This window comes from Arcticibacter sp., from assembly GCF_045629565.1.
In the GTDB taxonomy this organism is placed as follows: domain Bacteria; phylum Bacteroidota; class Bacteroidia; order Sphingobacteriales; family Sphingobacteriaceae; genus Arcticibacter.
The window spans coordinates 102403-114913 of the sequence record NZ_JAZQRL010000101.1 but is presented as its reverse complement, the minus strand read 5'-3'; the positions used below and the strand labels follow the sequence as shown (position 1 = coordinate 114913).

The following is a 12511-nucleotide window of genomic DNA, read 5'->3' as shown; positions in this document are numbered from 1 at the left end:
GCATTGCAAATCTAGTCAAATTATCCAAAGGCGCAAGCGATAAGTGTCCTAATTTTCCAAATTTAACATTTCAATTGTCCTGATTATGATACAATTGGGATCGAAAAGTTACTTTTTGCCTTTGACGTACAGCGTGATTTGACTGGTGTGCGGAAAGCCGAGCGTTTGTCCGGGGATGACCTTGATAAAACGTTGCAGATAGACGTCGACTATCCCTTCGAGTACCTTACGGCGGGAGGCAGTGAACTCCGGGCTTGTCCAGAATGTGTCGACCTGCAACTTTCCGTGTTGATCTACCAGGGCGGTGAAAGTATGGGAGAAGTCTTTATACGCCTTCTTTATGTTGATAGAGTACTCGGGTTTCAGATAAGTATCGGCAGAGCTGATGTTTAACAGGTTGTGCGGATCATACTGCAATCCTTCTTTGATTACCTCTATCTCATTGATTGTACTGATGAGTTGCACGGGCTGGCGGGCGGCAAAAGCGCTGTCGGGATTTGTTGGGTTTCTGTTGGCTCTGGAAACCAGGGATTTGACAAAAAGGGTGTCTTTTCGGTTAGGTCTTCTAAGCAGTACAGGGTCTTTTTTCAGTACTTCTGTAAGATACCGGTGTGAGTAGAATTTCATGGCGACATTGGACCGCTCTCTGGACACTTCTTTTCTGTCGACAGATAGTAGCTGAAATGTCAGACTGTCTTTGGTGAGTTGTTTGAGCCGTAACCATTCTCTTGCGATATTGAAGACGGAGTCATGATCATGGTAGATAGGATAGTGATAATACTTCTTTTCAAAAGGACTGTAGATCATCACGGAGTCTTCTGACAAGAAATATAGCTTCCAGGCAGGTTCTTGCTGAAAGCCATATTCGTTGAAAGCAAGGCCATTGTCAAATGCCCTGCGGACTTCAATAAACTGCATGCCCAGTACCGGTTTGAAGGAAGGCCGCTCATCTTTCTTATCATTTCTGGCACAAGATGTAAGAATTAGTGCTGTGAAGAGGACGAAAAGGATGGCGTTAAGGGTTGTATTATTTATGCAGCTGTATTTAATCGTCATGCAGCTAAATATACGTGAAGTTTGGCATTTGAAAAATCAGTCAGTTGATTTCTGGGGGGTAATCCGGAGTTTGGAAATGTCAAATCCCTTCCTGTCTGCAGACATAAGAAGCTTCTTATATACGTCCATTTCCATCCAAGGCTTACGGCTTAATATCCACAGGTACTTCCGGTTGGGGTGTCCAACCATGGCGTAACTATAGTCAGGAGCAAGCTCAAGAATCCAATACTTTCCTTTAAATGGCCATTGAAACTGCACATTTAGCTTCGCATTGGTCTTTTTGTCGGTTATTTTTGCCGTTCCCGTAGCGATTTTTTCTTCGCCGTTTGCTATGCAGGAGTTTTTTACTGATATGGTATGGTCTGGGTTGAGTGTGTAATGAGCAGACGTATAGGTGCATCCTCTTTGGAACTTTTGTGGGAAAGAAGCGATTTCATACCATTTGCCCAGGTATTTTTCTAGTTCGACATATGGGACAGTATCGAGGGGTCTTTGAAGTAATTTTCGAATGACTAAGGCGGCAGAGCCCAGGAGAATTGCGCCGAGGGCTATTTCAGGTGTTGTTTTCTTCATGATCATTTAACAAAGAACCATCAGGAAGGTTTAGTTGCTAAACTTTCATAAGTCCAGGCGTAATTTTGCTGGCAAGCTAGCGACGACGAGATCGTAGGAATCGCGAATCCACTGCCTGAGTTTGTCGTCCGATACGGCTCCGCTGATCTTTATTGTATTCCAGTGTCGTTTATTCATGTGGTAACCTGGAAGGACATCCGGATACGACTCCCTAAGTTCAATGGCTTTTTCAGGATCACATTTTACGTTAAACGAGAAAGGCTCTAAAGAAGCTAACGTAAATACTTTGTTTTTAACTTTAAAAACCAGGGTATCATCGCCGAAGGGGAAGCCCTCAGTGGCGCCCTTGAGGCTCAGGCAAAATTCGCGGTAATCTTCGATGTTCATAGCTGTTTTAATCGTCTGATAGGCTCGCTGTAAAGTCATGAGCTGGTTTTCCGATGGAGCCATAAGTTCCATTTCCTTTGAGGATTGAAGTTAGCATGACTTTGCTTGAAAGAACCTCTTTAGCGGATTGGATATCCTTATCTGAGTTGAAGCTGTTTTCGGTACGTCCGTTCTGGAAGTAATAACGCGAAATGATTTCGTTTTCAAGCAGAAGTTTGATCTCAGGTTTGAATTGTGCCAAATCATTTTTTTTGCTGAAAGATACTTTCGTTTTCAAGGCGTTGTATTCGCTCTGTATCTCTGATATTTTCTTTTCCTTCTCGGCTTCGGTTTTTAAGTCATCGAGCAGCTTTTCCGTTTTAGTAAGGTAGTTATAATCTTTATCAGACATGTAGCTGGTGAACTTATTGTACTCTTCATCGCTCAACGTAAAAATTCCGGGCTTAGGGATTTCGGGATGAGTATTGCGGAAAAGGGTAGCATAGTCAAAGATAAAACGTTTGGTCAGCAAGGTTACTGCTATCGGGCTGTATTTCGTGGGCTGGACGAATCTGTCAGGATAAACACCACTGCCATCGTATACGGTACGTCCGCCTTTGGTTTTATATGCACTTATAAGGGAGTCGGCAACTTTGACTACCTGGCCGTTTTCTTTTTTGTGTGCATAGTCAAGCGACTGAATGCATCTGCCGGAAGGCGTGTAGTACTTGGCAACGGTTACCTTCACCAGGCTGTTGTAGGGCAGGTTAAAGCTTTGCTGAACGAGACCTTTTCCGTAGCTACGCTGACCTATGATAACTGCGCGATCGAGATCTTGAAGTGCTCCCGCTACGATTTCGGATGCAGAAGCAGAGCGGCCGTTTACGAGAATCGCTAGAGGCAGTTTCGGGGCAAGCGGCTTGTTGTAAGTCTTGTAAGTGAATGATTTCTCCTTTGTTTTGCCCCTTTGTGTGACTACGATGGTATTGGGCTCGACAAATAAATTGACAATTTTTACGGCCTCCTGCAGGATACCTCCTCCGTTGGAACGGAGGTCAAGAATAAGTCCTTCGGGTTTCTGCTTTAATAGAGCTGTTAATGCGCTTTCGACTTCCGAAGCAGACTTCTCAAGAAACTTATCTAATTTAATATAACCTATGTTATCGTTGATCAATCCCGAATAGCTAACGTTGGGCTGGGTTATTTCATCTCTGACGAGCTTCTTTTGCAATGGTTCTTTTTCGCCGGGTCTCAGGACAGTGAGTTTTAAGCTAGTGCCCTTAGGTCCCTTCAGCATGGCGCTTACGGACTCGTATGGCTTTCCTTTCAGGGGAAGGTCGTTTATGGCGGTTATCTCATCTCCTGCGCGCAAGTCGCTTTTCTGTGCCGGAAAACCCTCGAAGGCTTCTGCTACAAGGAACTTACCGCTGCGCTGATAGATGCTTGTTCCGATACCGCCGTATTGTGTGCTCACATACCTCATGCGATAGTCTTCCATATTTGATTCGGGGACATATTCCGTATAGGGATCCATGCTCTGAAGCATGGCTTCAATGCCCGTCTCAATCATTTCGGAAGAATTAATATCGTCTACGTAGTTGATATTGATTTCCTTGTATAAAGAATTAAATATCTCCAGGTTCTTAGATGCTTCGAAGTAGTCATCGCTGAAGGCAAGAGAAAGTAATGCAATCCCCGAAAATGCGGAGATTCTAAGTGTCTTTGAATATTTCTTCAGGCTCAACATAATCCATTCTTATTGCACATGGTAGTAGATGAAAGTGCAGGATTATAAATATACCATTTGAAGATGAGATTTTACGTCTTTATCGGAATATTAGGATGAACGGGCTACAGCCGGTTGTTGTCGATATTGACGAGGCCTTTCTTTAAAGTAAAGACAACGTATTCACGGTTCCTTTTTAGTCTTGTCATCAACCGTTGGATTAACTCTTCTTCCTGGCCGGCCTGATACGCGAGATCTTCTTCAGATAGTTCCCTGTATTTTCTTCTGACCTTAAGTTTAAGTCTTTCCCAGTCTGCTGTGCTGATAGTTATTTCCGCCATGATTTTCTTTGCGGTAAAATTAGGAAATATTACGTGTTAAAAAAATGCGAATGACTCGTACATTTGGCGACTAAACTATATGTGGTGCCGATTGTTATTGTAAATTAAACGCTAAGAATAAAATATGAAAAGGACTTTATTATTTGGAATGGTGCTGATGGGGCTGGGAAGTAGTGCATTTGCCCAGTTGCCTTCTTTTAACCTCGGTTTGAAGGCCGGGCTTAATTTTGCTAAGCTGGAGTCGAATTTTGCCAATGATGAGAATCGCCTCGGTTACCAGGCAGGCGCCTGGGCGCGGGTTGGGGTAGCCGGGTTTTATGTTCAGCCTGAAGCTTATCTTGCGGGCAAGGGAGGAGAATTTAAGTCGGAAACCCTTGGAAGTGGAATAGAGGCTGAAGGTAAGGTTCGGTTTACCACTCTTGACGTGCCGGTGTTGCTGGGGACAAAAGTAGGATTGGGCCCTGTCAATGTGCGCTTCATGGCGGGTCCTGTTGTGTCTTTTGTATTGGACAAAGATCTGTCTGGCAACGACGTTCTTGCTGCTTACCAGCGTGACACCTATAAGGATCAGAATTGGGGCGCACAGGTTGGAGCGGGGGTGGATATCTCCAGTGTGGCGATAGATCTCAGGTACGAAGCAGGACTGACCGATGTTAGTCATAACGATGTGCTTAAAAAACAAAACCTGTGGCATTTGAGCCTTGGGTTTAAAATACTTTAAGTCATTTTATCAGACCTGGCAGTGTTAATGGCGGGTCTGATATTGCTACTCTGTTGGAGAATCTACGTCAGTAAGGGAGTGAGATTTTACCCATCATCACTCTGGGAGCTCCTCCATTATTAACCGTTGATCCGCAGATTGTTTCGTTAGCCAGTAAGGCAAACAAGACAGATTCCTTTGCATCCGCATCAATTCCCAAGTCTTCCATGTTGCTGACTGTATTGGGATAAGCTTTTCTTTTCAGACTTTCCATCAGGTATTTGTTGTGATTGCCCCCTCCGCTTACGTAGCAGCTGTAGGGTTTGCCTTCCGTTGCCTTCTCAATACATATCGCAATTGATGAGGCGGTCAGTTCAGCAACTGTCGCTATCAGGTCATTTGGCTTAATATCACTGATACCGGCTTTTTCAAGAGCCGTTTCAAGAAATTTCATGTTAAAGAGCTCCTGGCCGGTTGTCTTTGGCAGCACTCTGCTAAAGAATGGGTGTTCAATCAGGGTATTCAGCAAAACGGGATTTACCTCGCCGCTGAGGGCTATCTCCCCGCCTCTATCAAATGGTTGGGAGTAATACTCTTTGGTTAGAAGATCCGAAAGGGTGTTCCCGGGACCGCAGTCTGTGCATAGTATGGAAGGTGAGGCGTCTTCACCTGCTGGTAAATATGTAAAATTGGAGATACCTCCGATATTGAGCAGAATCCGGTTTTCGCTTTTAGAAGTAAACAAGATTCGATCACCATACAAGGCGAGAGGAGCGCCTTCTCCTCCCGCGGCGATGTGCTTCTGGCGAAAGTCGCTTATGGTGGTTATTCCTGTGCTGACGGCGAGATGATCCCCATCACCGATCTGCAAAGTAGCGTTGGGATAGTCGGCAAGGCCGTGCAGGCTTTTGGGAGCATGATATACCGTTTGACCATGGCTTGCAATACAGTCTATCTCTTCAGCTCGAATATTCCACTTCTGTAAGCAGCTAAGAACAATCTCAGCGTGGACTTGAGCTGTAATGGCGTTAAGAAGGGTAAGGCGTTGCAGGCTGACGGTTTCTTTACAAAATATTGCTTGAAGTTCTGCCTGGTATGAGGGTTGGTACGGTACTGTCTCGAAATTGAGAACCTCAACAGACGTATTCAAGCCTTTACCTGTTATCTTGGTGACTGCTACATCAAGGCCGTCCATAGAGGTACCGGACATTAAACCTATAATGATTCTTGAAGGCTTATTTGCGGCGTCAAGAAGTTTTTGGATAGCAGAATTCATGGCTGGCTAATTAGGTTCACCGATGGACACTATTGCGTTATTTGAAGGCAAGCTCTCGTTCTTTAGCCTGTCAAGCGCCGTGACGACATACAAGTAAGTTCCCGGGACGTTGTGAGAATCGACAAACGTTGTTTTGTTTTCATAGCTGATATTGACGATCTTCTCGGGGTTTTGGATATCTATATTCTCGGAATGGCTGAAACGGTAGACCACATAACCATATGCTTTTTCTCCGTCTCTCGATATCAATGGTTCATTCCAATTAAGCAATATCTTGTCATTGGCAGAAGCCATGGCAATTAAATTGATCGGTGCCTGCGGAGGTGTGTCGTCACGCCACAGCATTTGAGGGGGAAGAGAAGGGCTGCGATAAAAGTTTTGGCGCAAGGAATCTTGCAGTCCGGCGTAATTTCCAGTAAGTGACTTAGAACTAAAATAAACACTTCCCTGAATTCTGTTGTTGTTGCGCAAGTAGCGAATCTGATCGGGTATTTGAGACCAGTTCATCCATCCCTGCCGTCTTTCTGTAGCTCTGTAGGCAGCCTGACCTATATACACATGCTTGCCAAAAGCATTGTCACTCCACCAGTCGGTGAGCTTTTCAAACGCAGCAGCACGATTATGAAAAGGGAAATAGATCTGCGGGTTGATGTAGTCTATCCAACCGTTCTGTACCCATTTTCTGGCGTCAGCGTATAATGCGCCATAGCCGTCTAAGCCATTGCTTTCGGAACCCAAGGCATCTTGTGACCGGTTTCTCCAAATGCCGAAGGGGCTGATGCCAAATTTGATAAAGTTCTTTTCTTTACGGATGCTTTCTGACAAGGTCTTAATTAACGTGTCGACGTTGTGGCGCCTCCAGTCACCTATATTTTTGAAATTCTTTCCGTATCTGGCGAATTCTTCAGAATCTCTGATTACCTGCCCTTTTTCGGGATAAGGATAGAAATAATCGTCGAAGTGGACTCCATCAATGTCGTAATTCCTTACAACGCTCATAATTGTTTGAACGATATAATCGCGCACTTCGGGTAGGCCTGGATTGAAAAGCTTCTTTCCTCCGTAGTTAAAAAACCAATGCGGGTTTCTTTTCGAAATATGGTCCTCGCTTAATTCAGTCGGCGACAACGTGGTTGAAGCTCTATAGGGGTTGAACCACGCATGAAGCTCCATACCTCTTTTATGCGCCTCATCAATTGCAAACGCAAGTGGATCATAAAAGGGAGATGGAGCACGTCCCTGCCTTCCTGTGAGGAACCGGCTCCAGGGCTCGGTGCTTTGGCCGTAAAGCGCGTCTGCGGCTGGTCTTACCTGCAAAATTATCGCGTTGATACCGCTCTTTTGATGTTCATCAAAGATGCGTATCATTTCCTTCTTCTGAACGTCAGTGGAGAGGCCTGGCTTTGATGGCCAGTCGATGTTGGCGACTGTTGCTATCCATACACCCCGAAATTCTCTTTTGGGATTTGCCAGCGAGTAATAAGGATCCTGCGAAAAAGTGTGGTTTAAGGAACAAAGAAATATTATCGTGAATAGAGAGGACTTCAAAACGTTCATTATTGTTAATTTTATATAGTAAGACAGGTCCTGATTTACAGGACCCGCTGAAAAAAACAAAGATAGCTCCTTTAAATTTAATGGTTAAGGGTTTTGCGATGCACTAAAGGGAAGTTTTTTGAGAATTTATATATTTTTTTTGTTGAACGTGTTGAAAGATGTTATTAGTTTCGTCTTTGTTACTTTAAGTTTATTTTTTCCTTGAATTGCGGGATTAATTATATAATTATGAAAAACGACGTCCCTGAACAGGCCCCATCTCCTTCAAAAGATTCCAATAAGGTGTATTTTCTAATCCTGGTAATTGTTGCTCTTTTGGGAACCAATGCTTATGTGTTTTTGAAAGACAAGAAATCTGAAGATAAGGTCGTGACGCTGACGGATGAAAAATCCCGTATGGAGATTGAGATTGACAGGATAGAAGCTGAACTCGACCGGTCGAAGAGTGCAAATATTAACCTTTCGGCAGAACTTAAAGAGGGGCAGGAGCTTGCGAGGGTGAAGATTAGTGAGCTACGCGAGCAATTAAGACAGGGCAAGCTGACGGAAGGGGAGTTAGCCAGAGCGCAAAAGGAAATCAGGGACCTTCGTTCTTTTGTGTCAAGGTATACCGCTGACATTGTTGTTTTAGAAAAGAAAAATGTGAAACTTACTGAACAGAGGGATAGCTTACAGACAACGGTCGCTAATATTAATGAAAGGGCCTCGATGCTTGAGAAGGCTAATACTGATCTGAATAATAAGGTGAAAGTTGCTGCTGCGATCAAAGTGGCGAACATTGCAGTGTCTGCAGTCAGGATCAGAAATAACGGTAAGGAATCGGAGGTTACGCGGGCAAGTACAGCAAAACGTTTAAAGATCAGGTTTACTGTTGCAGAAAATGCCCTGGCTCAGCAGGGAGAGCATCAAGTATTCATCCGTATCATTGACCCTGACGGAAATTTGATTACGACTGATGGAAGTGATCTTTTTGACGCAGATGGTGATCAGTTACAATTCACGTATAAGACTAATATTCTATTCGACAACTCGTTCGGAAAACTCTATAGCATAGATTGGGACCCTGTTCAACCATTTAGAAAAGGAGAGTATACAGTGGTATTGTATGCCGATGGTTATACGATGGGGAAGGCCACGTTCAGCCTAAGATAATATTATTCAGCAGCTAGCGGCATGCGAATAAAGAATGTGGTTCCTTTCTCCTGCTCCGTTGTGAAGCTTATTGTACCCAGCATGTTTTCTACCGCCTGTTTCACAAAAGCAAGGCCAAGGCCGGTGCCTGAGCTTTTGGTTGTGAAGTTGGGATTGAAAATTTTATCCTTCAGGTCCTCCGGTATTCCTTTCCCATTGTCGGAAAGCATGACCAGTACGACCTGGTCCTGAACTTCCAGTGTAACCTCAATTTTCCCTTCTGATTCAGCTGGAATAGCCTCAAGTGCATTCTTTAGCAGGTTGTTGAAAATACGCAACAGATGGTCTTTACTTCCATTAACGATTACTTGCGGATTGCTATACTTAAAAGTGATGGTAAGATCTTCAGAGTTGTCATAAATTTCTATGGACCTTCTGATTATTTCAACAAGATCAATGCGGGAGAATGGCGTGTCAGGAAGTTTAGCAAAGTTGGAGAACTCAGAGGCAATCAGGGCTAGGCTCTCGATTTGTTCAATGAACGACTTGCTGAAGCGCTCGAACTTTTTACTGAAGTTTGGATCTTCTTCGCGCCAGGATTTCTCCAGAAGCTGAACACCCAGTTTTAAGGGTGTTAGCGGATTTTTTATTTCGTGAGCTACCTGTTTCGCCATTTCACGCCAGGCTGATTCTCTCTCTGAGCGTGCCAGCTTCTGGGCACTTTCTTCCAGTGCCAGGATCATATTGTTGTACTCTTTTATGAGACTGCCTATTTCATCATTACTCTTCCATTTAATTGGTTCATTTTTGCCGTCAATGCTGATCTCGCTTAGACTCTTACTTACCAGCGTTAGCGGGAACGTTATCTGATTGGCCAGGAATATGGCAAATAGTGCGATAACTATTAATACAAGGGCGTAAACATTGATCAGCGTATTAAGATACTGCCCGATTCGCATGTCGTAATCATGTTCGAAAGAAAACTTGGGAATGCCGAGATAAGCTATTGTTTCATTTCTGGCATTGCGCAGGGGGCGATAAGCTGTTATAAAATCCAGTTGTCCGATCCTCTCCTGATTGAGTAGCTCCGATCGCTGAAGGCCTTTGAGGTATAGGAAGGCTACCGCGTTCATACGTGGTTCTATAAATCCATTATCGTATATCTTGTATTGCGTTGTGAAAAGCAATTTGCCATTTACATCAAAGAGCGCGAGGTCTGTTGCGTTAACATCAGAAAATGTGCGCAGAATGTCTTCATTTTCAAGAAGTTTTCCATTCTTAAATATTTTATTTTTCTCCAGGCCCTGGTTGACTTGGTTAGCTTGGTGGATGACATCAGATTCGAGCTCTTTTTTAAATTGGCTGCTAATACTGAAATAGGTTATGATACTTACAATAAGTAAAGTGAACACGATCGCTGCGACCAGCGATGCCTGTATTCTGGTTTTATAAAGAATTTTATGTCTGGAAAGAAGGGCGCTCCATCCGTTATGTTCGGTAATAAATCGTTCGTCGTGAAAAGTTACCCATAGTTGATATATGACCGTTATAAACATGGTGAGGATGATCATAACCAGAAACATGAAAGATACAGAGGCCAGCTTCATGATCAGGGTTGTAATGGGGCGACTTACAACTATTAATTTTTTGCTGTTAGATTGATAGATGACATGGCTGTAGTCGTTTTTTTCGATAAAAATGAATTGGTTGATCTTGCCGGGAAAGTCGTTGTTTACCAAATTATAAGTATAGCTTCCATTTTGATTCAGGAGGTGTCCGTCAAGGTAAAACGCAAAAGAATAATTGCTGAGCTCCTTATCCGTATTCATCTTGCTGTCAATTAAAACCTCAGGTAGCGTCCCCGGATTCTTGAAGGTTTTGGATGTAAGGGTAAGAATGATTGTACCGATGTGATCGCCCTTGTCGGTTACCGGGAGGATGGCAAAGTAGTTTTGAAATCCGAAGGTATTGTTTACACGATAGAAGTTTTCAGACACTTTAATTGAGCCGGCCATGACCAGGTCTTTGTATCCGCGAATTTGGCTGCTGTCGGCAGAGCTATATTCTCTTCCGGGATAAAAGGTATAGGTTTCAAATTCATATCTCGAGAGATAGCCATCGAAATAGAGCTTTTTCAGGTTTTCGTCCAGTTTGTTTTTCGATGCGTTATCCGTTCGAAAATATTCTTTTATCATGTCGTCATTGCTGATTTCCTGCTCAAGAGACATAAAAAGAAGAACAGCATTGGGGTCATCGGCTGACTCCAGCTTGTAAGCTACAACTTTTCGTTGCTCCCGTTCTTTCTCAAACTGAAAGGAAGAGAGCTTGATGGAGGCGATGATGGAGAAGATAAGTACGCAAAATAAGAATATTACCAGCCGGTAATTTGAGTTTTTGGTGTAAAATGAATAGCCCCGAATAAATAATATCGTACAAAACAAGGGTATGTAGGCATTCACTTCTCCGACAAGCAAGTGAATCAGAAGCAGGATCACTACGCCGTTAATAAATATCTTGAGACGCAGCTTATTGGAGATCGGCAGCTTCTCTCCGATGGAGAGAATTATTTCCAGCAGAAGGTACAGATTGAATGCAGATATATATAAGATCAAGATCGATATCCAGCTGTGAACGGTAAGATTAAGAATGTTTGTAAGGTCGAAATTGATGTTTGACTTAATAATCAATGCATAGAACAAGTCACTAAGCTGACTGGCTACAAAGTATACGATGAGTCCAAGTAGTGTGAATATAATTACTCCTGCGCCCTTACTTATCGGGTGATCGATAATATTCAGTTCTTTCCTGTAGCTATAGATAAAGGCGAGGAACCAGCTTACGATAATGGAATTGATGAGAAAGTCGCCGAGGGAGGGCAGAAAGAATCCATCATTGAAATGTCTTTCAGAAAACAAGCTCAGGTTGAACTCTGTATCGAGGAAAGGGAAGTATAAGGTGAGGAGCCTGAATGTAAGAAAATAGACAAAGAAGAGGCTGATAGCCGTTTTGATATGCCCCTTCTTTGCGACGGATATGCATAAAAAGTTGACAAACAACGTGGCGAATAGCGCCGTAAGTAACCACATACAGAGCTCTAAAGCCGAGTACAAGGTATTTGTTAGGGATGGTTTAAGCTTAACGGATATGATAAAATCACCATCAAGATTTTTGACGTTATATGTTTTTTTATCATTAAGTCCGGCTATTTCAAGATTGTTATCACTGATAAGATCCTCATCAAATACGTTTTTTAAATAGGCGTTCTGGAACTTAAACTCGGATTTGATTGGAATTGCCATCACGACCGAAAATGATCCTGACTGATACTTTATGGCTTCGTACCAGCCGTTTTGGGTTTTAATTCGGTTGCTTCCTACTTTTAATCCCGCATCTGAATTGGGACAAATCCGGTTTCCGCCCCAGAAGATGAGATTATTATCTTCGTAGGTAAAAACATAAATTCTCTTGTTATCACGAAAGTTCTTTATAATGTCCAGGCCTACCTGCGAATTGGTGTGCGCTTGCTTGAGCGTGTTTATGTTCGATGTATCGCTGAGGTAGTCCCGTACAAACTTCTCTTTTTTATGTAACCGTTTTTCCAGCGTACTGGCCTCAAACTCCAACAATTCGTTTTTACTGAATGTCAGGTTTATTGTCAATGCAGTGACAGCGCAGCTAAGGGTTAACAGAAATAGAAGAAGCCGGATTTTGAAAGTTGCACTCACGATACGTATTTAAAACATAAAGCCATATAATGTTTTGATTAAATAAACAAGATATGGCTT

General features: G+C 43.1%; 10 protein-coding genes. 2 read left to right on the top strand and 8 right to left on the bottom strand.

The window, feature by feature from the left end; genetic code table 11:
* Positions 1 to 108: 108 nt before the first annotated feature.
* From ACKI5J_RS13525 to ACKI5J_RS13505, 5 genes are all read right to left on the bottom strand, one after another.
* Positions 109 to 1056 carry a hypothetical protein gene (locus ACKI5J_RS13525; protein ID WP_407430012.1) on the bottom strand — a complete coding sequence of 316 codons (948 nt, stop codon included), beginning with the start codon at positions 1054 to 1056 and terminating at the stop codon, positions 109 to 111.
* Positions 1057 to 1092: 36 nt separating this feature from the next.
* Complete coding sequence (locus ACKI5J_RS13520) at positions 1093 to 1629, bottom strand: lipocalin family protein (RefSeq protein WP_407430011.1); 537 nt, start codon at positions 1627 to 1629, stop codon at positions 1093 to 1095.
* Between the two features lie 45 nt (positions 1630 to 1674).
* Positions 1675 to 2016, bottom strand: a complete 342-nt coding sequence (locus ACKI5J_RS13515; protein ID WP_407430041.1) for an MmcQ/YjbR family DNA-binding protein — start codon at positions 2014 to 2016, stop codon at positions 1675 to 1677.
* A 7-nt stretch (positions 2017 to 2023) separates the two neighbouring features.
* The gene (locus ACKI5J_RS13510) at positions 2024 to 3742 is read right to left on the bottom strand and encodes a S41 family peptidase (RefSeq protein WP_407430010.1); all 1719 of its coding nucleotides are present in this window, start codon (positions 3740 to 3742) and stop codon (positions 2024 to 2026) included.
* Positions 3743 to 3846: 104 nt separating this feature from the next.
* Positions 3847 to 4062, bottom strand: a complete 216-nt coding sequence (locus ACKI5J_RS13505) for a hypothetical protein (protein WP_407430009.1) — start codon at positions 4060 to 4062, stop codon at positions 3847 to 3849.
* Positions 4063 to 4186: 124 nt separating this feature from the next.
* On the opposite strand from ACKI5J_RS13505, the gene ACKI5J_RS13500 reads away from it, so the two are divergent.
* Positions 4187 to 4783 (top strand): porin family protein, encoded by a 597-nt coding sequence (locus ACKI5J_RS13500; protein WP_407430008.1) that lies wholly within the window; start codon positions 4187 to 4189, stop codon positions 4781 to 4783.
* A 67-nt stretch (positions 4784 to 4850) separates the two neighbouring features.
* Here the strand turns inward: ACKI5J_RS13500 and ACKI5J_RS13495 are convergent, their stop codons facing one another.
* Positions 4851 to 6038, bottom strand: a complete 1188-nt coding sequence (locus ACKI5J_RS13495) for an anhydro-N-acetylmuramic acid kinase (protein ID WP_407430007.1) — start codon at positions 6036 to 6038, stop codon at positions 4851 to 4853.
* Positions 6039 to 6044: 6 nt separating this feature from the next.
* Complete coding sequence (locus ACKI5J_RS13490) at positions 6045 to 7595, bottom strand: glycoside hydrolase family 10 protein (protein WP_407430006.1); 1551 nt, start codon at positions 7593 to 7595, stop codon at positions 6045 to 6047.
* 228 nt (positions 7596 to 7823) lie between these two features.
* On the opposite strand from ACKI5J_RS13490, the gene ACKI5J_RS13485 reads away from it, so the two are divergent.
* Positions 7824 to 8747 carry a hypothetical protein gene (locus ACKI5J_RS13485; protein ID WP_407430005.1) on the top strand — a complete coding sequence of 308 codons (924 nt, stop codon included), beginning with the start codon at positions 7824 to 7826 and terminating at the stop codon, positions 8745 to 8747.
* Positions 8748 to 8749: 2 nt separating this feature from the next.
* Here the strand turns inward: ACKI5J_RS13485 and ACKI5J_RS13480 are convergent, their stop codons facing one another.
* The gene (locus ACKI5J_RS13480; protein WP_407430004.1) at positions 8750 to 12451 is read right to left on the bottom strand and encodes an ATP-binding protein; all 3702 of its coding nucleotides are present in this window, start codon (positions 12449 to 12451) and stop codon (positions 8750 to 8752) included.
* Between the last annotated feature and the right edge of the window lie 60 nt (positions 12452 to 12511).

What these genes read in the sequence shown, in the direction of transcription:
- ACKI5J_RS13525 (WP_407430012.1), bottom strand. Translation starts at nt 1,056, where the DNA reads ATGACGATTAAATACAGCTGCATAAATAATACAACCCTTAACGCCATC.
- ACKI5J_RS13520 (WP_407430011.1), bottom strand. Translation starts at nt 1,629, where the DNA reads ATGAAGAAAACAACACCTGAAATAGCCCTCGGCGCAATTCTCCTGGGC.
- ACKI5J_RS13515 (WP_407430041.1), bottom strand. Translation starts at nt 2,016, where the DNA reads ATGAACATCGAAGATTACCGCGAATTTTGCCTGAGCCTCAAGGGCGCC.
- ACKI5J_RS13510 (WP_407430010.1), bottom strand. Translation starts at nt 3,742, where the DNA reads ATGTTGAGCCTGAAGAAATATTCAAAGACACTTAGAATCTCCGCATTT.
- ACKI5J_RS13505 (WP_407430009.1), bottom strand. Translation starts at nt 4,062, where the DNA reads ATGGCGGAAATAACTATCAGCACAGCAGACTGGGAAAGACTTAAACTT.
- ACKI5J_RS13500 (WP_407430008.1), top strand. Translation starts at nt 4,187, where the DNA reads ATGAAAAGGACTTTATTATTTGGAATGGTGCTGATGGGGCTGGGAAGT.
- ACKI5J_RS13495 (WP_407430007.1), bottom strand. Translation starts at nt 6,038, where the DNA reads ATGAATTCTGCTATCCAAAAACTTCTTGACGCCGCAAATAAGCCTTCA.
- ACKI5J_RS13490 (WP_407430006.1), bottom strand. Translation starts at nt 7,595, where the DNA reads ATGAACGTTTTGAAGTCCTCTCTATTCACGATAATATTTCTTTGTTCC.
- ACKI5J_RS13485 (WP_407430005.1), top strand. Translation starts at nt 7,824, where the DNA reads ATGAAAAACGACGTCCCTGAACAGGCCCCATCTCCTTCAAAAGATTCC.